This is a genomic window from Stieleria bergensis, from assembly GCA_007745635.1.
In the GTDB taxonomy this organism is placed as follows: domain Bacteria; phylum Planctomycetota; class Planctomycetia; order Pirellulales; family Pirellulaceae; genus Stieleria; species Stieleria bergensis.
The window spans coordinates 6,579,322-6,604,350 of sequence record CP036272.1 but is presented as its reverse complement, the minus strand read 5'-3'; the positions used below and the strand labels follow the sequence as shown (position 1 = coordinate 6,604,350).

Genomic DNA, 25,029 nt, shown 5'->3' with positions numbered 1-25,029 from the left:
CCGAAGTCATTCTGAGAATTGCAGGGGAGTAGATGTCGATGGTGGACCCCGAACCGATGGAAGCGCGCTCGTGGGTAGCAAACTACCGCGAGCGTGGATGGTTCGCTGTTCCGCTGCGGCCACATTCCAAGTCGCCGGCTCGACGCGACTGGACAAGCCTTCGTTTGAACCCAGAAGTCTTCCCCGAAGGTTGCAACATCGGATTGATCTTGGGCGAACCATCCGGCTGGCTGGTCGACGTGGATCTCGATTGCCCAGAAGCGATCGAATTGGCCGACCAATACCTCCCGCCGACGCTGGCGATCACCGGCCGGCCGTCAGCGACAAAATCCCACCGCTGGTACATCGCCGCGGGCGCGACCACTGAGAAACATACCGACCAACGTGGATCGATGATCGTCGAGCTGCGTTCCACCGGCGCGCAAACCGTTGTCGGCCCCAGTATTCATCCTAGCGGCGAAATCTATGAAACCCTCGATGCCCAGCCGACGACTGTTCCCGCACCCATGTTGGCTGCCTGCGTGAAGGCCCTTGCCGATGCCGTCATCGTACGACGTGGCGGTAGCGTTACCTACAATTCGCCAACAGTGCCCCCAGTCCGGCCGACTGACGCGACCGATGTTGAAGCCCGGGCCATCGCCTACCTTTCCGCGATGCCGCCGGCAGTCTCTGGCAGTGGCGGTCACTCGCAAACTTACGCGGCGGCGACCGCGCTCGTCCACGGTTTCGGTATCGATGCTGATCGTGCGATGGCAATCTTGGCGGCCGAATTCAACCCGCGTTGTGATCCACCCTGGTCCGAGAAGGAACTCCGGCACAAAGTCAATCAAGCGGCGACCAAACCGCACGATCGACCGTTTGGCTGGCTTCGTGATTCAGAAGCACCGGCCCACCAATTGCCGGCGGTCGATCTGAGCCACTTTTATCTGCAATCGCAGAGTGTGGTTACTGCTTCTCCGGTCAACGAACCACAACTTGAGGCCACTCGCGATCCCGGTCGGCTGCCCGAGTCGATGTACGAGGTGCCAGGCTTTGTTCGCCAGGTCATGGACTTCACGCTCGCCAATGCGCCGTACCCCAACGTCGCTCTCGCGTTCTGCGGTGCGATGGCCTTGCAGTCGTTTCTTGCTGGTCGCAAGGTCTGCACGAATGGCGATCTGCGAACCAACATCTACCTGCTGGCTCTTGCCGGCAGCGGTACCGGAAAGGAGTTTCCACGGAAGGTCAATTCGCAAGTCTTGTTTCAGATCGGTGAATCCCGATCGATCGGCGACAAGTTCGCTTCTGGCGAGGGTATCCAAGACGCCTTGGTTCGCTCGGGACGGATGTTGTTTCAGAACGACGAGATGGATGGCGTGCTGCGGCAGATCAATCTTGATCGCGACAACGCTCGTGAATCCATCCCAAACATTCTGCTGACACTCTACACATCGGCTGGCGATGTCTATCCCATTCGCGTCAAGGCGAACCAGAAGGATGCGATCTATGTCGACCAGCCGCACCTGACGCTGTTCGGAACCGCCACGCCAAAGTATTTCTACGAGTCCCTTTCCAGGCGGATGTTAACCAACGGTTTCTTTGCCCGGCTGAACATCATCGATGTGGGCAAGCGTGGCAAAGGGCAAACGCCGGGATCGGCGCGGGATCTGCCGGACAGCATCCTGGAGACGGCCAAATGGTGGGCGGACTTCACGCCCAACGGCGGCAACTTCATGACCGTTCATCCCAAGCCGGCAGTTGTCGAGTTCACTACGGATGCGGATGTGGCGATCGCGGAGCTGCGTGAACAGACCGAGGTCGAATACGACAAAGCGGATGACGCCGGCGATGAGGTAGCCCGAGCCGCCTGGAGCCGTACCTGCGAACATGCCAAGAAGCTGGCTTTGATCTATGCCTGCAGCGAGAACCATCTGGATCCGAAGATCACACTCGCCGCGGTCCGTTGGGCCAGCGAGTTCGCCCTGCACCAAACGCGCCGACAACTCTACCTGGCTTCCGTCCACGTTGCTGAGAACCCGTTCCACAAAGAATGCTTGAAGTTCACCAAGCTGCTGCTTGAACGGCCGGAGAATCAGATGGCGCGGCGGGAACTGATGCGAGCCATGCGACTGAAATCACAAGAATTCGACCAGGTCGTCCTCACGCTGCTCCAGCAAGACGACATCGAAGCGATCACGATCGAAACCAAGACCCGCCCGGCCCAGGGCTACCGGCTCATCCACGCATGAGAAATGCGTCACGAATCCGTCACAATCCGTCACCACCTTGTGACGCTTCCACCTGTTAACCAGCCGATTCAGAGAACATTTCGGCCGAATCCGTCTCAATCCGTCACGGGCTTGTGTGACGGATTCGTGACGGATCTCCGCGAAGGAAAAACCCGTAAATATAGGGAAAAACTCTCTCTCTTTTTAAATACGTCACGCTGTCACGCCCACACCCGCGCGATGCGCAATATCGCGCACGCGAGGGGGCAAGTGACACTTTTGCGTGACGGATTCGAATGCGAGCGGGTCCTCCCGTGAAATGTGTCTCATGTCAGGGCCGCCGAATCAGCGGGGGTACCAAGCACAGTTTGATTGTTTTGTCCGACTTTGGAGAGTGACTTGGGTGAACCGAGACAAAGCGTGGTTGGAAGGGTGCAGAGCATCAATTTCGGCGTGGATCGCGAGAGAGGCTCAGCGGAGCAAGCATCGCGACCCTTGGTATCGGGCGATCGCATGCTGCGTCAATGCACAGCGGATTCGAGAGAGGAGACTTCGGGAGAGGAAGGTGAGTCGCCAACGGCCATCTCGGCAAGCGCCGAAGGCTACAGATTGCTGGGACACAGCAATTCTGACGGAACTGACTGCGACATTGAGAACCTACCAATCGAAACGTTCGAGAACCCCTTGGGACTACGCGTTGCGAATGAGGCTGCAGTCCTGGAAGCTTCGACAGCAAGAGTCCAAGACTATCATGCGATGAGGCCCTGTGACGTCGTTCGAGCATTGAACCGTTGTGGATTGGGAAGAGTGCTCCACGATCGACAGCTGTACCGTCATCGCCAGGAAGCAGAATCGATTGAGTCGTCCAAAAAACGAATCAACCTCATGGCGTATGCTGCCTGGCTATTCGATCGGCGGCATAAAAAACAAAAGAGGAAACGCCAGCGCAAGATCGACAATCATGTTGTCACGATCGACTACCTCCGCAAGAAACTGGATGAACAAGCCTATTGCTGTGCGATATCCGGCGAGCAGTTGACTCCGGATAACTTTGCACTCGATCACATCATTGCACTGGCCGACGGAGGCGACTTCTCACCTTCAAACTGTCAATTGGTGACGAAAACAGTGAATCGAGCGAAGAATACGATGTCGCAGGAAGACTTCATTGCCATGTGCCAACGAATCACACGATTTCAAGAATCTAAAAGTTTGTAGTGGAGCCTCACAACGTTTCATTGCGGTGCAACACACTAGCCCGAACGCATCGGACGCCCCAACCAACCATCAAATCAACCACCGACCGAACCTTTTCCGCTTCTTCCCCTTTTGGAAAAGGACACTCTCCATGCAGGTCGAAATGTGGTCGCTTGATCGTATCAAGCCATATGAAAAGAATCCTCGCATCAACGATGACGCGGTTGCTCCGGTCGTCCAGTCCATCAATGAATTCGGTTTTCGGCAACCGATCGTCGTTGATCCCGACGGCGTCATCATCGTCGGCCACACGCGTTGGAAAGCCGCCGAACAGTTGAACCTCGCCAAGGTCCCGGTTCACGTCGCAACGGACCTTGAGCCGGAAGCCGTGAAGGCTTACCGCATCGCCGACAACCGAACCGGTGAGAATGCCGAGTGGGACTACGACCTGTTGCCACTCGAAATTGGCGAGCTGCAACACGTCGGATTCGACTGCGAATTGCTCGGCTTCAACAGTGACGAGCTGGCCAAGCTCCTTGATCCAAGTGTTGAACCGGGGCTCACCGATCCCGATGAAGTGCCTGAGCCGCCGGATGAACCGACTACCCAACTTGGCGACATATGGGTCCTCGGTGACCATCGTTTGATGTGCGGCGATTCATCAAAGACCGAGGATTTGGACCGGCTGCTGAATGGCCAACCAATTCATCTGGTTCATATGGATCCGCCTTACAATGTCTCCGTGAGTCCCCGCAGCAAGAACGCGATCGCGGCCGGCAATAGCACGTTCGCCGGCGATGGTAAGAAGGCCAAAGGTGATCAAAAGATGCGGGCCAAGGATCGGCCATTGGCCAACGACTTTATCTCCGAGGATGAATTCAATCGGCTACTGCTCGCTTGGTTCGAAAACGCTTCTCGTGTTCTCGTGCCCGGCGGCTGCGCGTATGTGTGGGGAGGCTATGCAAATCTGGGAAACTATCCAGGTCCTCTGAAACAAGCCGGCATCTATTTCAGCCAAGCGATTGTCTGGGACAAGCAACATCCCGTAATGACAAGAAAAGATTTTATGGGGGCTTTTGAAATCTGCTTCTACGGTTGGAAAGAAGGCGCGGGCCACAAATACTTCGGCCCCAACAATGCCACCGATCTCTGGCACGTAAAAAAGGTCAATCCGCAAGCGATGGTTCACCTGACGGAAAAGCCAGTCGAGCTTGCAGTCAATGCGATCCAGTACAGCAGCAAGCGAGGACAAAACGTGCTCGACCTGTTCGGCGGCAGCGGCTCGACACTGATCGGGGCCGAGCAGACCGGACGCAAAGCCTTCTTGATGGAGCTCGATCCGCCTTACTGCGACGTTATCGTTCAAAGATGGGAGAAGTTCACCGGCAAGGAGGCCAAGCGTGATCGAACTTAAACTCGTCCGTACAATCGACGAGACAAGATGGATGGCGGGGCTGAAGGGCGGAAACCGTCGGCTCCCGAGCGTTTCGGTATGCCCATCATGCGGCTGTTGGTTCGGTCCTTTAGAGCGTCTCCGACAGAAGTATTGTTCGCCGGAGTGCAAAGTAGAATCACAGCGCAAAGCGGTGCGCAAGCCGCGTCGCAGGGCATCTCGTCGTGCCAGAGCAGCTCAAAGTTTAGTTGCTTATCACATCTCAAAGGGGAATCTCATTCGACCCGAACACTGTGAGGATTGCGGTCGTCGCTCCCGACGGATTGAAGCAGCTCACTTTGACTACGAAAGGCCGTTAGATGTGCGGTGGTTGTGTGTCTCCTGCCATCGACGCTGGGATCACGCCGAACCAAAGAATGGCACCCTTCCAAGCATCGTGGATGACGTATTGGGAGTAGATCAATGATCAAACCTTTTGTTGCGTCCAGCGATCATCACCGTAGTAGTAAATGTGCTCGGCGTTCAGGTGTCGAGCCAGTCGTGGTAGCCCTTCGGCGGACTGCAGCTTTCCGGTTGGTAGGCTGTCCTCGAAGTACTCGGGTTCGGCCGGCCGCGGCGATATCGACCGCAGCTCGCCACCTTCGATCAACTCGAGTGCTTCGTCTGGATCGAGGTAGCCGCCTTCGAGGATCGGCATCACGTGATCGGGATAGCCGTCAAAGTGCAAGTACGTGGCGACTACGGTATTGTCTGGAAGTTGCAGGGCGATTAAGGCGCGAGTGGACATGGCTCATTCTCCTTGTTGGGGTTTCGGTGCGGAATCGATGCGTTCAACACGGTCTGGCGGAATGGAGAGCATCAGCGAGCGGCCGTTGTCCCAATCGACATCGAGTTGCAGCCAATCGCGTTGCGGATAAACACCGACGACTATTCCAGTGGTGCCGGCGGGAATCGGGTCGGGGTCGTCGGTCATCGAAATCAGGCGGACGCGATCGCCCGCCTTAAAGTTTGTGTTGCCGTTCATCAGTTGCGAACTCCGTTGGTTTCATCGAGCAATGCTGCGACCTCCGACAATTGGGCGTTGATCAAATTGACCGCCCGCACATGCGTCCAACGCAGGTCCTTGCAGTCCGGCCGCATCATTCGGTCGAGTTGCAGTTCGATGTGCCGCAAAAGGTCGCGTGTGATTTGGTGACCGTTCTCGTAAGCGGGTGCCGGCTCAATCGGTCGCGGGCTGAGGGTTTGAACTTTGTTCATCGTTGTGCTCCGTTTTCGTTGAGGAAGATTTCGGTGCCGTTTTCCAGTTCGACCTTGGTCGCGCCGGCTCGTTTCGCGTCGGCGACGATCGTTTGGACTGGCAAGGGTTCATCGACTTCAATTCGCCGGGCGTCGGCGAAGACAACCGTGGATCGCCAGCGTTGAGGTTGCAGGTTTTGCATTTGGGTTCTCCGCGTTTGTGGAAAGAAATGGCGTTCGCGTGAACACACATGAGCCATGCGCCGGCGAACACAGCAAGCGAACTTCGGAAAACATCCGCAGAGATTCGCAATGTTTTCCCGCTTCAAGAAATCGCGGCCGTCGTCGCCGCGTGTGGCCTCGTGAAGTCGCGTGACCAAGTAGCCGACCGACGAGAAAACGCCCGACCGTGGCCAACGTCGGGCGTGTGTGGCGAAGTGTTCGCCGAGGGTAGAAATTGTTGAAGCTAGAAAGAGAGTGGGACCAAGACGTGCGCGTTCCGGCCGACCACCGCGAACTCCTCGCCGGCGGTTGTTCGGGCGATGATCATGTCGCCGCGCCGAACCAGGTGTTCCACCGTGCCGAGTTCAAAGCGGTCGCCATTTGCGGTCCTCAGTTCGTATCCCATGTCGGGTTCCGGCGTTGCCGTTTCTCCTTCCGCAAGGTCCTCGATTTGTCGAACGTCTCCGATAAACATCTCGCCGGCCTCCTATGCCCGAACCGTGAACCGGCCGCGTTCCGTCTTCACGAACCGGCTTTCGTCGCCCTTGGCCAAGTCGCGAAGGATCGCCGAGTACAGCGTCGCGTGCGGAGTCTTTCCGCCGGGGCTTTCCCAAAGATTCTGGTCAACCATCGCGGCGATCATTTCCTGCGTGTTCATAGGTTCGCCGGCGGATTCCAAAACCTGCAAGGCGGCTTTCACGCAGGAAAGCTTTTTCTTGCCTCCTGTGTTGGTATCGGATTTCTTCTTGGCCACTCGCTTCTTCGCTCGCGTGGTGGTTTCCGAAGCCGCTTCGGTCGTCCGCACCGGACCTTGGAGTCGGCCCGCCGTTTTAATGCGAACTTTCTTGTTGGTCGAAAGGTTCGTCGCGTCCCAACCGCCCGAGGAGTTCTCAGCGTCGATCCGCACAACGACCTTCTTGTTCGTGACCTTGGCGTAGTACTCGCCGCCGATCTTTACGTCTACCTTCTTCATTCGTCTGTCTCCAATGCTTCGATTCGTATGGTTGGCTGCCATCGTCAGGCCGCGGGAACCGCCCGCGACGACGCCGGACCGAGTCGCATGAAGAATCGGGCCGGCGTTTCGGCTTTCGATTCAAACCACCCCGCCGAGTTTGCTTTTGCGAAGCAGGTCGTACATTTGCAGGAAGAGAAAATGTTCGTCGAGCAGCGGGCCGGCGAGGCCGCCTTGGTCGGCGTCCGCCTTCTCCAAAGCGTCGGCGAGCGGTTTGAGGTTGTCGGCGATGCGGTAGTAGCTTTCGCGAATGTCTTGGTAGGTCGCTGGGTCGAGTTGTTGCATCGCGCTGCGAAGCTCGGCGGTTTTGTTTTCGTTTGCCATGGTTTTGTCTCCGGTAGAAAGGTTTGTTTCTTAGTTCGCCCCGTCGGCGTTAACACACATGAGCCATGCGTTTCGAAACACAGCAAGCGAAGTCCGGCAGCAATTCGCAGTCTTTTGAAAGAATCTTCAAAGACTGCGAACAATGCCGCTCCGCAGGTAAGATCACTCGGTTGTGACGCGGCGAATTCGCGCGGCCAGCCCATCAAGCGCGTCGTGCAAGTCGTCGAGTTCGCCAAAGGCAAGGTCGAAGTTTGCGTCGTCGGACGCGGCCGAAAGCGGCAACGTTTTGACGGCAGTGTGCAAGTCCTCGAGCAGCTCGAGCGTTTGCGTGTGCAGGTAAAGAAGGTCTGCGGAAGTCGGGCGGACAGTTGGATTGGCCATGGTGGTGTCTACATTGGCGATAGAAATGAAAACCGTATCGGTGACACACATGAGCCATGCGTTTTCAAACACAGCAAGCGAAGTCCAGAAAGAAGCTGCAGTCTTTTTGCAACTTTCCATCGGCCCGTGACATTTGCCACGGGACGCCGTCCAATGGGCACGCGGCAAAGAACCCGCACACGAGAAGACGCCGCGACAGGTTGCGAACGTCGCGGCGTGTTGGGCAAGGTAGCGTCTGCCGATCAGTCTTCATCCGACGCGAAGTGCTTTTTCAACTCGGCCAGTTGTTCACAAAGATGATTCAAGGAGCCGACGTGGCCCCAATCGATCGGGTGTTTGTCGTTTCCTGGCGCCGGCAGGTCCTCGACCGTCTCGTGCAGGTCTTCCAGCAATGTCAACGCTCGGATGTGCGCTGTCGCGTAGGCGTCTTCGATCTTGTCTCGGTTCGTCATTGGTTCGTTCCTATGTTGTCGGGCCGAAAGGCCGGCGGCGCATTCGAGCGCCGCCGGCGTGATTGTTCGCGATTAGCAATCGCGGCAGGTATCCCATGCCCGCTTGCTGCCGTAGCAAATCTGTCCGCCTTCGACGATGTAGACCATCGCGTCTTCGGCGACGTCCTGGTCGCCCGCGAATTCGTGCGGGTCGTCGTGCTCCGCCTCGTTCATTTCCGCGCCGCTGGTGACACCCGCGATGCGGTTTTCAAAGGGCCAATTCTGTTGCGTCATCAACCGCACTTCGCTGTCTTCGCCGTGCTCGTCGCGGTACTCTTCAAGCAAGCCGATCAATTCGCCAAGGGTCATGTTTGTTTCTCCGTTTGGGTGAATGAAAAACCGTCTTCCGATGACACACATGAGCCATGCGTTTCCGAACACAGCAAGCGAATCCAGCCAGTAATTTGCAGGGTTTCTGCAGGTTTCTCGATGCCGCCCGTGTCGCCCACATTCGCCGCGTGTCGCGTCTCGCCGAAAGCCGCGTCTATTCTTGGACCTTCCAAAATGTGGACACCAAGGCCAACGTGGTTGCCACAAAACGGCGAAACGCCGCGCTCTCCAGCGCGGCGTTTGAAGCATCGAAGCGGTGGCGGTCAAATCGCCCGGTCATACTTGCGGGCCAGTTCGAGAAGCTTCTTTTTGACCGGGCGGAAGTCGCATCCGATCTCGCCGGCGGTCAGTTCTCCGAATCGTTTGTTGCGAAGGTTGCCCTTGTACCAGCCCTTGGTCCAACCCAGTCGGTAGAACAGTCGGTTGAGTTCCGTTTCCCCGTGGCCGGCGTCCGGTCGGTCCCAGCAAGATTTTGTTCCCGGTTTCTTGGCGTAGTCCCAGCCTGCACATCGTTTTTGGTTCAAGGCCAGTTCGGCCAAGCCCAAAATCATCTGGATGTAGCCGATCAGTTTGGTTTTGTTGAGCGTTCCGGCGAAGGCCCGAATCTCGATCCGTTGTCGGCCGCGTGCCAGGTGCGTCAGGTTCAAGAGGTGGTAGCGGTCGGATTCGCAGCGTGTCTTCGCCGCATCCTTGTTGCCGTAGGTTTTGATTTGTTTGGCCCATTGGTTTCGTTCGCGGCGTCGCGTTCCGGTCGAGGCGTAGATGGCTTTTTCATGGTTGGCGATCAAGGAAATCAGTCGAGCCAAGGCCGCTGCGTCGCCGTTCCAAGAAATGGTGATATGGAGGTTATGTCGAGCTCGGCATAAGCTGCATTATGTTCAGTCAGTATTTATGCGGAGTTGATCCAACTTGGAATGTAGAGCCACGGTTGCCCCGGTAAATCAACTCCGCATAATCGGCTGGGCCTCGCTCAAAGATCCTTCAACCAATTCAGCAGCGATTGGTCTTGCTGCCAAGTAGGTGCTGACTGCCGCGGGCCGGTTTGGTCCGTCTGTTGCATCGCCTTGCGTTTCATCTCAAGATCGGCGCTTGCGTAGATTCCGCACGTCTTGATGTCGGCGTGACCCAGGATTGCCTGGATCACCGTTAGTGAATTCCCCGATTGAAGCAGGTGCATCGCTTTGGTGTGGCGGAACGTGTGAGGGCTCACCTGGGATGGAAAGCTCGGATCACATTGTCTTGCCGAGTTGGTGTACTTTGCGATCAAGTACGACACACCTGATCGCGAAAGTTTTTGACCAAGGCGATTGAAGAAGAGTGGCCGCGTTTCTGCCACAACGGAACAGAGTTCGTTCTGTTGCATGTAACCACGAAGAAACTCGACCGTCGTTGACATCAACGGAGTGATACGGGTCTTTCGGCCCTTTCCAGTCAGCGTGACACTCGGCGGAGAATCGAGGCGGACGTCGCGCGCGACTAAGTCACACATTTCTTGAACTCGTGCCCCTGTGTCATAAAGCGTTCGGAGCATTACCGCATGTCGCATTCCTTCGTTATGGCGGCAATTTGGTTGTTTGAGAAACAGTTCCAATTGCTTGACGGTTAAGTAGGGAACCGATTTTCGCTCGAAGCGATGAAACGGAATCGCCATGATCTGTTGGCAGCGTTCAATCTGGTCAGGTGCTTCCGACTGTACGTAACGAAAGAACGCATGAATCGCTGCCAGTCTCTGGTTGCGGGTTCGAGACTTGCAGTTTCGGACGGTTTCTAAATACTCTAAAAATCCAAGGATCGAATCAGGACAACAGCGTTCGAGCGTTAACTTCTCCGGTGCAATGCCAAGAGTCGTTTCGAAGTATTTCAAAAACAGCGAAAACGTGTCCCGGTATGACTTGACCGTATTCGCACTCGCGTTACGTTGACGAGGAAGATACTCGGTCAAGTAGGGTGAAAGGTGTTTTGCAAAGTTGGTCGGTTTCATTGCGCCGCCTCCTTTGACACCTGGTCGTTAAACCAATGATTCAGACGCCCGTTGATGTCAGGGAAAATGGCAGGCGTCAACTGAAGATATCGCTGAGTCCCGCTCAGTGTGCTGTGGCCCAAATAGGTAACCAGTAGCGGCAACCTCGTATTGATGTCTTGGCCATCACGGTACCAACGTTCCAAGCAGTGAACTGCAAAGGTGTGTCGAAGGTCATGAAGTCTCGGTCCCTTGCCTCGACCGCCATGCGGGATCCCACACTCGTTAAGGAAGCGTCGGAACAATCCGTAAATCGAGCGTTGATGAAACGGCTTGTTGCGTGCAGTGGGAAAGAACGGATCCGATTCACGATGGAATGCCATCCGTTGCTTATAGGTACGCAGCCGGTCTCGAATCGAAGGTGCGACTGGAACCAACCGGTTTTTACGAAACTTGGTGTCAAGAATTCTCAGCACACCAGCCTCAGCATCGACATCTTCGGCCGTCAAATTGCAGGCTTCCGAAACTCGCAGGCCGCAGTAGCAGAGCAGCCGAAAGAGTTCCGGCATCACGAGATGGCGTTCCGGCGAGCGAGGGTCCGATGCCAATCCATCGACTCGCGTGAGCAAGGAATGTATCTGTTGGTGGGTGAAAATGTAGGGCACAAAGTCCAGCTGTGTTGCCGTGGTTGCCAATTTGGAATCCGGCAAATAGGCGGCAACTCCGTGACGCCGAGCGTACTTCGCAAATTGGATGAACATCGACATCCGCGCTCGCATGGTTCTGGGACGTTCGTGCTTGCGCAAGCGAACCCAACGTTCGGCAAGGTCACGATCAATCCGATCGGGAGGGCAAGCGTTGGCGTGAAGGTATCGGTCGAGTCGACGGAGTTCGCTCGTTTCGGCAACATAGCGGTAACCGCAGGAAAGCTTCATCAACAGAAATGCTTCCAAGTGATCGGCCAACTGGCTTTCAAACGACTTCTTCATGACGAGCCTCCTCAGGATCAAAAGCGACGGCTCGCAACGAATCTATGTCGATGCGCAGATACGTCCGAGTCGTCTCTTCAGAAACGTGACCAAGGGTGCCAGCAATGGTCTCCAGTGGAACCTTGGCTTCAAGCATTCGGCTCGCCAACGCATGCCGTAAGGCGTGCAAGCCTTTTCGACTTTCTTTGGGAAGTTGAATCCCCGCAAGACGCCGATACTTCGCCACCATGTCATAGAAACTGCAGCGTGAACCGATGGGACCGTAGGGAGCGTTGCTTTGAAGAAAGACTTCGCGAGCATCCGAACTCGGTCGGCCGTTTCGCAAGTAATCAACGAGCGCTTCGCCAACGGAATCGGGAAGTGGTAAATCCACCGCGACTCCTGTCTTTGACTGACAGAAACGAATCGCCGGCTCGTCCCAGTCGATCTCATCAAGTGTTAACAAGCGAATGTCACTTGCGCGCATGCCGAGCTTGGCGGCCAACATTAAGATCGCGTAGTTGCGCTTTCCACCGGGCGATGAGCGATCAACGGCACCGAGTAGCGCGGCAACATCGTTGGCGTTCCAAACCGTTGGTATGCGATCCTGCTGAAAGTATCGGATCTTTGGAACGTCATCAACCAAAGCTGAATCGACCAAGCCTTTCATACAAAGAAAACGTAAAAAAGACCGAATGTGTGACACTTGACTCGCAAGGGTGCGCGGTCGAACGTGTGACTGCTTTGCAACGAAGGCCTCGAGTGCTTTGGCATCAATCTCTCGAGGCGTCACGATACCACGGCGATCGAGAAAGCAACAGAATTGTCGCAGCAAGAGCATACGGTTGTTTAGGCAACGAAGGGGAGTTCGCCGGCCGTCGCCACAGAAATGTTCATAGCTTTCAGCGATCGCCTTCCAGTGTTCAGAGAATGGGATCAACAGATCGCGGTGCCGCCGACGCGTCACACAGCCATGCAAGGCGTACTCTCCGAGTGTCCGCATCGCCAAGCGGAAATGCCGTTGGTTCTTTGTCATTTCCTTATCGTGGATGTCTTCAATGCCGCGTGACCGAAGAAACTGATTACTTAGATCGACGGAGTACGAATCGTCACTCTCCGACTCAGCAAAAGCAACAAACTGATCCCACCAACGTCGATAGTGCCGAAGCGTCCCGTCGGTGTAGTGCATCTCTTTCATGGCGTCGATCGCTCCATCGACCAACAATCTCAAACTTAACTTCGTCATAAATACCTCCAAGTGCTGAACGTCCGAAATGGACACCCTCAGCACCAAGGTTCACGAAGTTATGTTCAGTTCAATCGAAGATTTTAGAGCGTTTTCAGTGAAACCGCTTGTGAACCAACGCCAGAATCTTACCGACTCCACATAATCGTCATCACCGCATAATGCAGCCCGCAAGATTCGTTAACCCGGGCGCCGCGGTCTTTGATCGCGTCCACCGCGGTCTCAACGCTTTGCAAACCCTCGCGTCCGCGAAGGACCGGTGAAACAAACTCGCAAGGTTTGCGTCCGGCCGGCGTGCGGATGCTGCCATCTCGTTCGGCTTTACAACCCGCCGGAAGCCAGGCAACCGGCAATCCGTTGTGGTAACCGCCGATCGGCGTGCGGTCGTTGCCGGGCATGTGGGTTTCGATTTCGATACCGAAGGCGATGTCGTTGGCGTGCATGGTTGGTGTCTCCGAAAAGCGTGGAATTCGTTTTGCGTTGACACACATGAGCCATGCGTTTTGAGACACCTCAAGCGAAGTTCGGAAGTAATGTTCGAGTAATTCGCAGCTTTCTTTTCATCCCCACAGGCGGCCAGGTTCGGCCCCACGTCGCCGCCGAAAACATGCGGCCACTGACCGCAAACATGCACTTCATCGCGAAAGTCGCCGACGTGTTGGCGCAGTCGCAATTCCACCGAGGGAGCCCGCCATGGAAGGCAGTAACGAAGAACTGAACCCGAATGCGATGACCGCCGAACAAACGGCCGCGTTGTTCTCCAAGTTGCGACGGCGAAGGGTTTCCGTTGCCGAAGTTGAAGCCGACATCGAGGCCGGCGCACCGACCAATGATGCCGGCCGCTTGAACCTGTTGACCTACACCGCATGGATGTTAAAGGAGGCCGGCCGTGGCGAATGACCCACGCAAACTGAAACCGAGCGAGTGCTGCCGGCTACTCAACTCGACGCCGCTCGGTACCGTCATCAACGAACGGCAACTGCATCGGCACCGAGTCGAAGCCGGTAATCGCATCGGAGATGGCCGGCATGTCGACCTATTGGCGTATGCCGATTGGCTACATGAGAAACGGCATGCACCGAAACCGGTTTCCCATGTCGACCCGTATGCAAAGCTCAAAGAGAGTGCCCGGGCGCGCAACGCCGCGATCGCTCTCGCCGGCCGCGACATTGGAGAACTGCCCGCAGTCGAGAATCCCGAGCGGAAAGCCAAGGCCGCCGGTTCCTTCCGAGCATTTTGCGAAGACTACTTCCGATTGACATTTCACCTGGCTTGGTCGCCGGACCACTTGAAGGTGATCAACAAGATCGAAGAAGCGGTCATCCGTGGCGGTCTTTTCTCTTTGGCAATGGCTCGCGGATCCGGGAAAAGTTCGCTCGCCGAAGTCGCTTGTATCTGGGCGGTCCTCAATGGCTATCGCGACTTTGTTTGTTTGATCGGAAGCGACGAAGGCCACGCCTGTGACATGCTCGACTCGATTAAAACCGAACTCGACAGCAACGATCTGCTTGCCGCCGACTATCCAGAAGCCTGTTTCCCCATCCAAGCCCTCGACGGAATCGCTAACCGAGCGAACGGGCAGCTCTTCAAAGGCAAGCGAACACAGATCGGTTGGACAGCCAAAGAAATCGTCTTGCCGACCATCGCCGGCAGCAAAGCCAGTGGTGCAATCATCAAGGTTGCCGGGCTGACCGGTCGCATCCGTGGTATGAAATTCAAGCGGCCCGACGGCAAAACGGTGCGGCCATCGTTAGTCGTTCTCGACGACCCGCAAACCGATGAGTCGGCTCGCTCGCTATCCCAATGTGCTAACCGCGAAGCGATCCTCGCCGGCGCCGTGCTCGGGCTGGCAGGCCCCGGCAAGAAGATCTCAGGCATCATGCCCTGCACCGTGATTCGCCCTGGCGACATGGCCGACAATATTCTCAATCGCGACCTTCACCCGGAATGGAACGGCGAGCGGACTCGGATGGTCAACGCGTTTCCAACCAACGAAACGCTCTGGCAACGCTACGCCGAGATCCGCGCGGAAGGATTGCGAGCCGGCGACGGAGGAGCGGCCGGCACCGAGTTCTATCGCCAAAACCGTCTGGCGATGGATGCCGGCGCTGATGTCTCGTGGAAAGAACGCTTCAACCACGATGAACTATCGGCGATCCAGCACGCGATGAACTTGAAGCTTCAAGACGAAGCCGCCTTCTTCGCCGAATACCAAAACGAACCGCTGCCCGAAGAAACCGTCGGCGCCGATCAACTGACCGCTGACCAAGTCGCCGCCAAAGTCAATAACCTCCCGCGACGCCGCGTCCCGATCGCCGGCAACCATCTGACCGCTTTCATCGACGTCCAAGGTAAATTGCTCTTCTACGTCGTCGCCGCCTGGGAAGACGACTTTACCGGCTACGTTGTCGACTATGGCACCTACCCGGATCAACAGCGAACCTACTTCACGCTCCGCGACGCTCGGCACACCTTGGCCACCGCAGCAGAAGGAACCGGGCTTGAAGGCAGCATTTACGCCGGCCTCGAATCGTTGACGAACGAGCTACTTGGTCGCGAGTGGCAGCGTGACGACGGCGCAGCGATGAAAATCGGCCGCTGCTTGATCGACGCCAACTGGGGACACTCGACTAACGTCGTGTATCAGTTCTGCCGACAAAGCTCCCATGCCTCGATCCTGCTCCCATCGCACGGGCGATTTGTCGGCGCTTCATCCAATCCCTTCAGCGAATACAAACGCCGGCCAGGCGATCGCGTCGGGCTCAACTGGCGAGTCCCCACGATCCACGGCAAACGCGCCATCCGCCACGTCATCTACGACACGAACTGGTGGAAATCCTTCACGCACGCGCGACTCGCCGTTTCAATGGGCGATCGAGGCTGCCTCTCCATCTTCGGCGATCGCCCCGACCAACACCGCATGTTCGCCGAGCAAGTCACCGCCGAATACTTCGTCCGCACCGAAGGCCGAGGCCGAACCGTCGACGAATGGAAAGCCCGCCCCGAACAACCCGACAACCACTGGCTCGACTGCCTCGTCGGCTCCGCTGTCGCAGCGTCCATGCAGGGTGCGCTGTTGTTCGGAACTGATCGACCATCCGCACCAAAACGCGAACGCGTTAGCTTCAAAGAGCTCCAACGCCGGAAAAGAAGCTAATTCCACCGCCGGCAACCTGCGCGTGCGGCAAACCGACTCAGACACCTGCCCGCCATTGCTCAAGATTGCGTCCGGGAACATAATTGCCTGCGTGAGGAACGAGCGGCTGTCATCCCTTGCGATTGTCCGCTTTGAACTATTTGAAACGACTTTCGATCCGCGATTGCAGAGCGAGGCAGGGCCTTTTATGGCTTTTACTGCTTTCGGTCGCCTTTGCGCTGACGGGGTTTGTTAGCGTTCCTTCAGCAAAGCCACCCGCAGGCCGGTCTGCCGAGCGTTTTCCTTGCGAGAATTGCCCATGCGGATGCTCCAGCGCCGAATATTGCTGGGACAAGTGCTGCTGCCACACCGACCGCGAGAAATTGGCGTGGGCAGATCGCAATGGGGTGACTCCGCCGGAGTTCCTGGTCGCCAGGGTCACCAAGTCTCGCAGTTCGGTGGCTTCGTCTTCCAAACCGAGTTGCTGCCACTGCTCAAGCAAGAAAACGGCTTCGTGCGACGTATCCCCATCGGAAAGCTCGAAACGGGATGAATCTGTAGACGAACCACGCACCAAAGCAATCTTGATGTGGAAGGCTGCGGAGTGTCGCGGCATCAGCTACTTCTGGACGATGATGGCTGCCGTTTACGTCGAGCCAGCTCACGTAATTGTCCAGGTTGATCCTCCGCTGCTTGGATGGATCACCTTCTATGACGAGCATGCTTGCTCGCATCTTATCGCTCCGGATCCTCCGATACCGTAGCTCATCTTAGTTTGGCAGTTCTGTCTGCCCAATTAAAGAATCCTAGATCCCGCTGCGCGCCAGTCAAACGGCCAATACGCAGCTGGTTTGCAAGCACGTGCGCCCTCGATACCGCTTCCATCGCCGGAGATCGGCGACGGCTCGTTCCTCACACCAACGTGGTTTTCGTCCCTTTGGCGTGGAAGCGACCTCGATAGGAGCATGCACCGATTAATCCGCAGAATACTGTTCTGCCGGTTTCGCTACCGGTACGCGCTCACAACGCAAACCAACTCCAAGCCAACATCGAAAAACGAACCATAGCGAATTGAAATATGCAAGAAAACAAGCCTACGCCACGCAGCGCATTCACGCTGATTGAACTCTTGGTTGTGATCGCAATCATCGGCATTCTCGTCGGCCTGCTTTTACCCGCAGTGCAGGCAGCCAGGGAAGCCGCGAGACGAATGAGTTGCGGCAACAAGATGAAGCAAATCGTCCTCGCAATGCACAACTACGAGAGTGCACACAAACGTCTTCCAGCCAACTACACCACGGGCTCAAGTATCGCCGGGAACTTTTCTGTATTTGCCCAGCTCGCACCTTATTACGAGCAGGCAAACGTCATCGACTTGATCGATTTTGGAAAGCCACTCGCCGTAGGATGCTGCCCCGGCACACTGGTAACTCCACACGACGTGGCCGCCGCGACACCTCTGGCGTTACTTTCTTGCCCAAGTGAAGCATCCGAACGCTTCTTTTCGGTTACCACACTGTCGGGCCGCGGTCCGACCGAGCGATATGCAGGGACGAATTATGTGATGAATTTTGGTACCGGTGTCGGCACACAATACGACACGCGAGTGCCTACCGATGGAATCCACTGGATTGATGCCGCTGTCGGTTTCAATGCGATCACGGATGGCTTGAGCAATACGGCGGCGTTCTCCGAATCCTTGCTGGGTGTTCTGAAGCAAGCCCCTACAGAGCCTACCAACGACTTTCTCCGGCGCCGAACCATGATGAATGTCCGCTGTGCGTTCATCGATCGGTCGCGGCGGCCAAGCACTCCCGGCATGGCCGGCTACAGTTTGCCAGACGACCCCAGCCAACTCGAGGCGTATACCCGGGCCAGCTCTCTTTTCCGTGGATGGTCAGGCCAGCGCGGAGCCGGATGGATTAACGGCCGAGAGTATTGGACGGGATACACGCACTATCATCCGCCACAAAGTGGAATCCCAGACATGCAAACCTGTGGATGGGGAGTCTTTGGCGCGCGTAGCAACCATCCAGGTAGTGTCCATCTCGCGTTATGTGATGGCAGCGTCCGTTTCGTTAGTGAGTCGATTGACTTGCGGACATGGCGAGCGGTTGGGGCGCGCAACGACGGGCAGGTGCTAGAGGAGTGGTAGCACTTCGCAAACTTTCCACCTACTGGTTTCAAATTCCCAAGTACATTTTTACACCCCAGAGAGTACCAATGAAAACCGCGATCTTCTACTTTGCATTTGCGATCTCATCCCTGTTGGGCGCGATGCGCTCGCATGCCCACGACACCTGGCTGGAAGCCGGTGCCGCGACTGTGCCTGTTGGCGAGTACACGTACGTTGATCTGATGCTGGGAAACCACGGTAATGATCATCGTGATTTTAAGCTGGCCAGTAAGATCACGCTTGATCCCTGCACCCTGAGCGTGGTCGATCCCACGGGTAGCACGCTTGATTTAAAATCCGCAATCACCGACATGGGCAGTGCAGAGAAGGAGGGATTCTGGACAGCGAAGTATGTGTTTGCAAAGCCTGGGCTTCATCGCTTTGTACACACACTCGATACGCTTCATCGAACGACAAGGGCGATTAAGTCCGCAAAGACATTCGTCATGGCAACCGATGGCGTGGGAAACAGCATTGACTCGGCCAACCCTGACCTCTGTCACGGGTTTGGTCTTGAGCTGGTCTTGAAAACTCCCTTTGCGACCATCGAGGCTGGACGGCCAATCGAACTACACGTCATGCGGTCCGGCAAGCCTTTTCCAGAGGCACGGGTGACCTTCGTTCCGCGTGGGACAACCCTAGCTGAGGAATTCGATTCCGATTATGAGCGAATCAGTGATTCCGAGGGGCACGTCCAGTTTGTGCCCAAGGAGGGCAATATGCTGTTTGCCATTGTCCACCATATGGCAGAAGGGGAATCCGGAGACGGCTACGAGAACACGCACTACTCAGCCGCCATGGTCATCCAAGTTCCCAACAAGGCGATCAATCTTCGCTAAGCTCTTTATCCTCGCAGTCATTGATCAACCGAGGATCCTGTATACTTTTGCGACAGCGGTTTCGGCGCGTCGGTGTCTCTGTGCTGGCAACACCGATGCGATTTCGGCCGTAAGCTTCACGCTAGCGGTCGATGCACCCGACAGCACGAAGAAATCGCGGTTCGTGCGGTCGGTGTGGATGACCGACGCAACTAGAGTTCAGCCAAGAGCGGCTCAAGGATGCGGCTCCCGTTGAATAGGCCTGCACTTGAAGGAGGAGGACTGTAGAAGCCGTTTCTTCGCAATTTCGGGGCCACGGCCCTCTGAAAAACCTCAAAATCTTGCGTTAAATTGAAGCGAGATCGGTAGCGTCACCGTGTGGGAATCACCATTGGACTTGGAACGTAATGAAAAACAGAAAAACACGATTCCGTATTCAGCTGGTCATGATGCTAAAAGGAACGCACGCATGAAAAGATGGTGGACGCCCCTCATTGTTCTCGCTGCATCGTGTGCGCCCAGCCACGCTGCCGAGAAGCCTCCTGCAAGCATCAAGGCGTTCTTTGAGCAGCATTGCTATGATTGTCACGATGCAGGCCAGGAAGGTGATTTGAACCTGGAGGGGAGGGCCTGGACGTTTAGTGATGCTGATTCATTCGAGTTTTGGAAGAAGCTCTACTTCGCGGTAAAGGATGAGCGAATGCCGCCCGAAGAGAGGCCCGGTCATCACGCCAGCGAACGGTTTCTGAACGCTCTCGGCAAGGAGTTGGGCAAAGCAGAAAAACGTATCGAAAGAAACGACGGCCGAGCGGTGGCAAGACGCCTCACCGTTCGGGAGTTTGAAAACAACGTCAAAGACCTGCTCGGGCTTCCTTACTTCGATGCCGCCAGTTTTTTGCCCGAGGACGTCGCCAAGCACAGCTTTACCAAGAGTCAGGACTCTCTCGAATTCTCATCTGTCCATCTCGAGAGCTACATGGAAAGCAACCAAACGTTGCTCGATAGCCTGGACGTGTACGAATCGAAGCCTGAGTCGACCAAAAAAGCCATGCGTTTTGTGCCGTTCGCAAAAACGAAACAGAAGGGCGACTACTCACCCGGCATTCTGAAAGAGAATGGTGAACTGCTGCTGTTCACGAACGGCTATGCGTCACATAAGACACGGCGACCAGGGTTTGATTCACGGATTGAAGCCACCGGTCACTATCGCATCACGTTCCAGGCGAAAGCGATCCAGACGGAAGAGCCACAACTGCTGGCGCTTGTCTCGCTTGGGCAGTCAGTGCGGCAAAAACCGTGGGTCGATCTCTGTTCGTTCTACGTCGCGCCCGGCGAGTATCAGTCGTTCTCTAAGAAGATCTGGCTGGAGGCAGATTCAGACCTGACGTTTACGCATCCCAATGCAAAGCATCGGCGCAATGCGACAATCATCCTGACCCAGCCCGGTCTCGCCATTTCGGAGGTCAAGCTGGAAGGCCCCTTTTACGATGAGTGGCCCTTGAAGAGACAGCAGGTACTTTGGGGCGACCTGCCCATTTCGACGAGAATCGTAAACGAAAGAAGACGATACGCCGTTCGACCTGCCGCTTCGACAAAGGCGATCCATGAGTTGATTCGTCGATTCGCCGCCTCCGCCTATAGCCACAAGCTGACGATCTCGGAACGCCAGCTATACGTGGATCTGTTCGACAGGTCGTTCGCAGAAACGCAGCACCTTGAAGAGTCTCTGCTCACAACCTACAAAGCGATCTTGTCGTCGCCGACGTTTATCTACAAGATCGAGGAAGGCGGCGAGCTTTCGCAGTACGACCTGGCCAACCGACTCTCGTACTTTCTGTGGAACAGCAAAGCGGATCGCGAGCTTCTGAAGCTGGCAGAAGACGGCAAGCTTTCACGGAAAACGTTGGCACAGCAGGCCAGCAGATTGTTGGACGACCCGAGATCAATGCGCTTTGTGTCAGATTTCGCAGAACAGTGGCTCAACCTCGACGAACTGTTTTTAACGGATCCGGATTCTCGGCTCTATCCAGAAGGGAATAAGCCCTTATTTCTTTTCATGAAGGACGAGACGACGCTTTTTCTGAACGATTTGATCAAACGTGACCTTTCGGTTTCAAACGTCGTTGAATCGAACTTCGCCATGCTCAACGAACCCCTGGCGAAACACTACGGCATTGACGGCGTCCGGGGGCTGGAATTGCGACCTATTGTTTTGCCCGAGGGGCACGAGCGAGGCGGTATTATCACACAGGGCAGCGTCCTGAAAGTTACCGCCAACGGCACCGTCACGTCGCCAATCCCCAGAGGCGTTTGGTTCCTGGAAACCATGCTCGGCACACATCTTCCGCTGCCACCGAACGAGGTTCCAGCCTTTGAGCCGGAAGTCGCGGAGGGGTTCAGTCTGCGAGAGGGACTGAAGCGGCATCAATCCGAGGAAGCGTGCGCCAGCTGCCACAAAAAGATTGATCCGCCCGGATTCGCCTTTGAGAGCTTTGACCCAATTGGCAGGTATCGGGACCAATACCGCGTTCACCATAAGAACACGTTCAAGCTGGACGGCGACGTTGATAGTTCCGGGCACATGTCCGATGGCAGTCCATTCGGAAACATTCAGGAATTTCAGCAACTCGTTCTGAGGGACAAGAAGGCGATCGCGGAGAACTTCGTAGATAAGCTGAGCATTTACGCGACAGGGACATCGCTTAGCTTCAGCGACAGAGATGAGTTGGACAGAATTATTCAGGCATCGGTCAGCCAGGATTTGGGTGTGAAGACAATTATTCTTAACTTTATCGACAGTGATCTATTCAGGAGGAAGTGATATGACGAATCTATCGCGAAGACAGGTGCTGAGATTGTCGGGCGTGACGTTGGCGCTTCCTTGTCTTGAGAGCTTCGGTGATTCAGCAAGACCAGATGAGGTCAAGCGATTTATCGCCATGCAGATGCCCTACGGATTCCTGCCCAACAACTTGTATCCTGATCGAGACATTCAGGGGAGTTCCCCGTATATGTCTGCCCTTGAAGACCTGAAGGGGTCGGTAACCCTGTTGGACGGATTTCATAATCCGGGTGTTAACAGCGGCCACGACTGCAACTTCTATTTTCTTACCTGTGGCAGAAAAGACGCAGGGAAAAATACGATTTCGTTGGATCAGGAACTGGCGGCGAAGTATCAGGGCGAAACACGATTCAAGTGCCTGGTCTCCGGCATTGGATCCAGAGCGGGAATGTCCTACACGCGTTCCGGCATCAAGATCCCGGTCCAGTCGGACCCGGCGAAAGTGTTTGCCAGGATGTTTGTCGGAGGCTCCGCTGCAGACGCGAAGCGGAAGATGCATGAACTATCTGAAGGCAAGAGCATTCTGGACAGCTACAGCTTCTATGCTTCAAAGTTCAACGGCTTGAGCGGCAGTGATCGAAGTCGGATGGACCAGTACCTCACCGCCGTACGAGAGGTCGAAAAGAGCCTGCAGGCATCGGAAGCATGGATTAACAAGCCTTATCCCAGGGTCGAGAAGATAGCGCTGCCCAACAACAGGCAGAGTGGCGAGATCCGGAACTTTCGACTGTTTACGAAACTGTTCCGACTCGCCCTGGAGAATGATTCGACGCGTATCATCACCTACGACTTTGGTCAGCTGCGATCAAGGTTGGATATTGAGGGCGTCAGTGATGGCTATCACGAAATTTCGCACCACCACAATCAGCAAAACAAGCTGAGCCAGCTCAAGGCAATCGAGCTCGAGATGTTCACGATCTACAGTGACTTTCTAAAGGAGCTCAAGGATGCGAATTTGCTCGATTCAACCATTTGCCTGTTCGGCAGCGCAATGGAGAGCCCCAATAATCACAGCGCCGTCAAACCACCCGTTCTTCTGGCCGGCGGTGGCTTCGACCACAAATGGCATAGGAAGCTCGAAAAGCGACAGCCATTGGCAAATCTGTACCTTTCGCTGTTCGACAGAATGGGACACAGCAAGTCCTCTTTCGGTTCCAGTACCGGCCAGTTTGTTCTGTGAACGCCTGCGGCGGATTGGTCGCAAGCCAGGAAAGTCATCAAGGATCATCCAGAAGCAGCCCAGGAAATGAGGTTGCTACCGTTGCGCGATGCTAATCCGACGCCATCTTCGGCGCGGACGTGGCTAGACCGGCTGCTTGAAGCGATTTTCGTTCGTGAAGGCGGTGGCGGACACCTCCTTCATTTCGCGGATTTTGCTCGGCGCGGAAGTTGGACCAGCCGAACGCATGAAGCCGGTCACCAAATCGGCTTCGGTCTGCGACACCTCCCGCAATTACCAAGCACAGGGGAGCGAAACGCCCGTTCAGTAATGGGGCTTGGGTGGATGTCACTCGGTCTCCGCCAGCGCGCACCGGCGGCCGACTCCGGATTATCGTCTCGCGACCTGCTGGTCGATTAATCCCGAGCACTTTCGGCGGGATTCTTTTTGGTGCGTGTGTCTCGCCGAGCATTTCTCGAAAAATGATTGCTCGTTTCGACTTTTGACTTCGAAAGTTGGAAGGTCTAGAGGTAACGGGAAACATCAATTCCTCCTTTAGGTCGTTTAGTGACTGAAAGCCTCGAAGATGAAATTCGCGAGAACGCCAAAGGGCCGGCGAAAGCCTCTGGCGATGCCGGCAGCGTGGAACAGCACAAGCTGACCGACCAGATCGCGGCGGACAAACATCTCGCAGGTAAAAACGCGGTCGCCAAGCCGAATCGTGGGCTTCGCTTCAACAAGATCGTGCCGCCGTCGGCGGGCTGATCTTTCTTTCACTCTCTAATCCACAAGGGCTGCCGGGGACGGCAATAGGAAACAGCAAGGATGCTGAAACGTTTGTCAGGGATCATCGAGCAAATGCGCGGCGGGCCGGCACAATTGTCCGCCGCCTCTGGACGCTCGCCCCGGCAGCCCTTCTTCTCTCGCTTGCGTGCCAGATACGACGCTGCGAACACAACTCTCGACAACCTCAAGCACTGGTCGCGGGCCGATGGGCTTTCCGCGGCAGCGGCTAACAGCCCCGATGTCCGACGAACACTTCGCAATCGTTCGCGGTACGAGGTCGCCAACAACAGTTACGCTCGCGGCATCACGCTGACGCTCGCCAACGATGTCGTCGGAACTGGGCCTCGGCTACAGATGCTGACCGCGAACGATGCGGCAAATCGTTTTGTTGAAGCGGAGTTCTTCGCCTGGTGCGAGGTCGTTGGCCTTGCCGAAAAGCTGCGAACGATGAGGCTATCGCGAGTTGCCGATGGTGAATCGTTCGGATTGCTTACGAGCAACGAACGGCTCGAAACTCCGGTGAACCTCGATCTGCAATTGATCGAAGCCGACCAAGTCGCCTCGCCGACTTTGATGCCCGACTCTCGCCGCTATCTCGATGGCATCCGGTTCGATGCCGCTGGGAATCCGATCGCGTACGACGTATTGAAGAATCACCCCGGCGATGGATTCTTTGTCGTCAATGATGAATACGACACCGTGCCAGCAGCGGATGTTGTCCATTACTTTCGTTGCGATCGCCCGGGACAGATTCGAGGCATCCCGGACATCACACCGGCGCTGCCACTGTTTGCACAACTGAGGCGATTCACGCTTGCGGTCCTTGCAGCTGCGGAAACTGCGGCTGAATTCGCTGGCATTCTCTACACCGACGCTCCCGCGAATGGTGAGGCCGATGCGGCCGAACCGTTTGAACCGATCGAGCTTGAAAAGCGAATGCTGCTGACGATGCCCGGCGGTTGGAAGATGGCTCAAATGAAGAGCGAGCAGCCATCGACCACGTACAGCGAGTTTAAAAAAGAGATCCTCAACGAGATCGCTCGTTGCTTGAACATGCCGTTTAATGTCGCTGCTGGGAATTCGTCGGGCTACAACTATGCCAGTGGGCGGCTCGACCACCAGACGTACTTCAAATCGATCCGAGT

The 25,029-nt window shown here is 55.9% G+C and carries 27 protein-coding genes, 1 other RNA gene and 1 pseudogene; 11 read left to right on the top strand and 18 right to left on the bottom strand.

Going from position 1 to position 25,029, the window contains the following annotated elements; genetic code table 11:
• Positions 1–56 precede the first annotated feature (56 nt).
• The 3 genes from SV7mr_RS23195 (at position 57) to SV7mr_RS23185 (ending at position 4,818) form a co-directional block, all read left to right on the top strand.
• Positions 57–2,228: a bifunctional DNA primase/polymerase gene (locus SV7mr_RS23195; protein WP_419187821.1), complete on the top strand. Its 2,172-nt coding sequence runs from the start codon at positions 57–59 to the stop codon at positions 2,226–2,228.
• Positions 2,229–3,014: 786 nt separating this feature from the next.
• Positions 3,015–3,425: an HNH endonuclease signature motif containing protein gene (locus SV7mr_RS23190; protein WP_145277177.1), complete on the top strand. Its 411-nt coding sequence runs from the start codon at positions 3,015–3,017 to the stop codon at positions 3,423–3,425.
• Positions 3,426–3,555: 130 nt separating this feature from the next.
• On the top strand, positions 3,556–4,818 hold the full coding sequence (locus SV7mr_RS23185; RefSeq protein ID WP_145277175.1) for a DNA modification methylase: 1,263 nt from the start codon (positions 3,556–3,558) through the stop codon (positions 4,816–4,818).
• A gap of 445 nt (positions 4,819–5,263) precedes the next feature.
• Here SV7mr_RS23185 and SV7mr_RS23180 read toward each other — a convergent pair whose 3' ends face one another.
• The 16 genes from SV7mr_RS23180 to SV7mr_RS23105 form a co-directional block, all read right to left on the bottom strand.
• On the bottom strand, positions 5,264–5,584 hold the full coding sequence (locus SV7mr_RS23180) for a hypothetical protein (RefSeq protein WP_145277173.1): 321 nt from the start codon (positions 5,582–5,584) through the stop codon (positions 5,264–5,266).
• Positions 5,585–5,587: 3 nt separating this feature from the next.
• Positions 5,588–5,821, bottom strand: a complete 234-nt coding sequence (locus tag SV7mr_RS23175; RefSeq protein ID WP_145277171.1) for a DUF4314 domain-containing protein — start codon at positions 5,819–5,821, stop codon at positions 5,588–5,590.
• Positions 5,821–6,054 carry a hypothetical protein gene (locus SV7mr_RS23170; RefSeq protein WP_145277169.1) on the bottom strand — a complete coding sequence of 78 codons (234 nt, stop codon included), beginning with the start codon at positions 6,052–6,054 and terminating at the stop codon, positions 5,821–5,823. The genes SV7mr_RS23175 and SV7mr_RS23170 overlap by 1 nt, the downstream gene beginning before the upstream one ends.
• Positions 6,051–6,236 carry a hypothetical protein gene (locus tag SV7mr_RS23165; RefSeq protein WP_145277166.1) on the bottom strand — a complete coding sequence of 62 codons (186 nt, stop codon included), beginning with the start codon at positions 6,234–6,236 and terminating at the stop codon, positions 6,051–6,053. The genes SV7mr_RS23170 and SV7mr_RS23165 overlap by 4 nt, the downstream gene beginning before the upstream one ends.
• 263 nt (positions 6,237–6,499) lie before the next feature.
• Positions 6,500–6,730 carry a hypothetical protein gene (locus SV7mr_RS23160; RefSeq protein WP_145277163.1) on the bottom strand — a complete coding sequence of 77 codons (231 nt, stop codon included), beginning with the start codon at positions 6,728–6,730 and terminating at the stop codon, positions 6,500–6,502.
• Positions 6,731–6,742: 12 nt separating this feature from the next.
• A complete protein-coding gene (locus SV7mr_RS23155; protein WP_419187820.1) occupies positions 6,743–7,228 on the bottom strand; it encodes a winged helix-turn-helix domain-containing protein in 486 nt (161 codons plus the stop codon).
• Between the two features lie 29 nt (positions 7,229–7,257).
• An RNA gene (locus tag SV7mr_RS23150) (hammerhead ribozyme type II) lies at positions 7,258–7,342 on the bottom strand.
• 6 nt (positions 7,343–7,348) lie between these two features.
• Entirely contained in the window at positions 7,349–7,591 is a 243-nt protein-coding gene (locus SV7mr_RS23145; protein WP_145277159.1) for a hypothetical protein, read from the bottom strand.
• A 162-nt stretch (positions 7,592–7,753) separates the two neighbouring features.
• The gene (locus tag SV7mr_RS23140) at positions 7,754–7,972 is read right to left on the bottom strand and encodes a hypothetical protein (RefSeq protein ID WP_419187819.1); all 219 of its coding nucleotides are present in this window, start codon (positions 7,970–7,972) and stop codon (positions 7,754–7,756) included.
• Positions 7,973–8,214: 242 nt separating this feature from the next.
• Positions 8,215–8,424 carry a hypothetical protein gene (locus SV7mr_RS23135; RefSeq protein ID WP_145277155.1) on the bottom strand — a complete coding sequence of 70 codons (210 nt, stop codon included), beginning with the start codon at positions 8,422–8,424 and terminating at the stop codon, positions 8,215–8,217.
• A 72-nt stretch (positions 8,425–8,496) separates the two neighbouring features.
• Positions 8,497–8,772, bottom strand: coding sequence for a hypothetical protein (locus SV7mr_RS23130; RefSeq protein WP_145277153.1), 276 nt, complete (start codon positions 8,770–8,772; stop codon positions 8,497–8,499).
• Positions 8,773–9,056: 284 nt separating this feature from the next.
• Positions 9,057–9,599, bottom strand: a complete 543-nt coding sequence (locus SV7mr_RS23125) for a hypothetical protein (protein WP_145277151.1) — start codon at positions 9,597–9,599, stop codon at positions 9,057–9,059.
• A 164-nt stretch (positions 9,600–9,763) separates the two neighbouring features.
• Positions 9,764–10,774, bottom strand: a complete 1,011-nt coding sequence (locus SV7mr_RS23120; protein WP_145277149.1) for a site-specific integrase — start codon at positions 10,772–10,774, stop codon at positions 9,764–9,766.
• Positions 10,771–11,742 (bottom strand): tyrosine-type recombinase/integrase, encoded by a 972-nt coding sequence (locus tag SV7mr_RS23115; RefSeq protein WP_145277147.1) that lies wholly within the window; start codon positions 11,740–11,742, stop codon positions 10,771–10,773. The genes SV7mr_RS23120 and SV7mr_RS23115 overlap by 4 nt, the downstream gene beginning before the upstream one ends.
• Positions 11,726–12,967 (bottom strand): site-specific integrase, encoded by a 1,242-nt coding sequence (locus SV7mr_RS23110; RefSeq protein WP_145277145.1) that lies wholly within the window; start codon positions 12,965–12,967, stop codon positions 11,726–11,728. The genes SV7mr_RS23115 and SV7mr_RS23110 overlap by 17 nt, the downstream gene beginning before the upstream one ends.
• Before the next feature lie 128 nt (positions 12,968–13,095).
• Entirely contained in the window at positions 13,096–13,410 is a 315-nt protein-coding gene (locus SV7mr_RS23105) for an amidoligase family protein (RefSeq protein ID WP_419187818.1), read from the bottom strand.
• Between the two features lie 250 nt (positions 13,411–13,660).
• On the opposite strand from SV7mr_RS23105, the gene SV7mr_RS23100 reads away from it, so the two are divergent.
• Both SV7mr_RS23100 and SV7mr_RS23095 read left to right on the top strand, forming a co-directional pair.
• A complete protein-coding gene (locus tag SV7mr_RS23100) occupies positions 13,661–13,867 on the top strand; it encodes a hypothetical protein (RefSeq protein ID WP_145277141.1) in 207 nt (68 codons plus the stop codon).
• Positions 13,857–16,124 carry a terminase gpA endonuclease subunit gene (locus SV7mr_RS23095; RefSeq protein ID WP_145277139.1) on the top strand — a complete coding sequence of 756 codons (2,268 nt, stop codon included), beginning with the start codon at positions 13,857–13,859 and terminating at the stop codon, positions 16,122–16,124. The genes SV7mr_RS23100 and SV7mr_RS23095 overlap by 11 nt, the downstream gene beginning before the upstream one ends.
• A gap of 136 nt (positions 16,125–16,260) precedes the next feature.
• Here SV7mr_RS23095 and SV7mr_RS23090 read toward each other — a convergent pair whose 3' ends face one another.
• On the bottom strand, positions 16,261–16,719 hold the full coding sequence (locus SV7mr_RS23090) for a hypothetical protein (protein WP_145277136.1): 459 nt from the start codon (positions 16,717–16,719) through the stop codon (positions 16,261–16,263).
• A gap of 462 nt (positions 16,720–17,181) precedes the next feature.
• On the opposite strand from SV7mr_RS23090, the gene SV7mr_RS23085 reads away from it, so the two are divergent.
• The 4 genes from SV7mr_RS23085 to SV7mr_RS23070 all read left to right on the top strand — a co-directional run bounded on the left by SV7mr_RS23085 (position 17,182) and on the right by SV7mr_RS23070 (position 23,119).
• Complete coding sequence (locus SV7mr_RS23085; protein WP_145277134.1) at positions 17,182–18,258, top strand: DUF1559 domain-containing protein; 1,077 nt, start codon at positions 17,182–17,184, stop codon at positions 18,256–18,258.
• Between the two features lie 68 nt (positions 18,259–18,326).
• Positions 18,327–19,118 carry a DUF4198 domain-containing protein gene (locus SV7mr_RS23080; protein WP_419187817.1) on the top strand — a complete coding sequence of 264 codons (792 nt, stop codon included), beginning with the start codon at positions 18,327–18,329 and terminating at the stop codon, positions 19,116–19,118.
• Between the two features lie 370 nt (positions 19,119–19,488).
• Entirely contained in the window at positions 19,489–21,918 is a 2,430-nt protein-coding gene (locus SV7mr_RS23075; protein ID WP_145277132.1) for a DUF1592 domain-containing protein, read from the top strand.
• Between the two features lies 1 nt (position 21,919).
• The gene (locus tag SV7mr_RS23070; protein ID WP_145277130.1) at positions 21,920–23,119 is read left to right on the top strand and encodes a DUF1552 domain-containing protein; all 1,200 of its coding nucleotides are present in this window, start codon (positions 21,920–21,922) and stop codon (positions 23,117–23,119) included.
• Positions 23,120–23,242: 123 nt separating this feature from the next.
• On the opposite strand, the gene SV7mr_RS25760 is transcribed toward SV7mr_RS23070, so the two are convergent.
• Positions 23,243–23,383: a hypothetical protein gene (locus SV7mr_RS25760; RefSeq protein ID WP_419187816.1), complete on the bottom strand. Its 141-nt coding sequence runs from the start codon at positions 23,381–23,383 to the stop codon at positions 23,243–23,245.
• A 282-nt stretch (positions 23,384–23,665) separates the two neighbouring features.
• Between SV7mr_RS25760 and SV7mr_RS23065 the strand changes: the two genes are divergently transcribed.
• Complete coding sequence (locus tag SV7mr_RS23065; RefSeq protein WP_145277128.1) at positions 23,666–23,863, top strand: hypothetical protein; 198 nt, start codon at positions 23,666–23,668, stop codon at positions 23,861–23,863.
• Positions 23,864–23,923: 60 nt separating this feature from the next.
• Positions 23,924–24,976 (top strand): annotated as a pseudogene (locus tag SV7mr_RS25755) (phage portal protein); the annotation flags it as partial.
• Between the last annotated feature and the right edge of the window lie 53 nt (positions 24,977–25,029).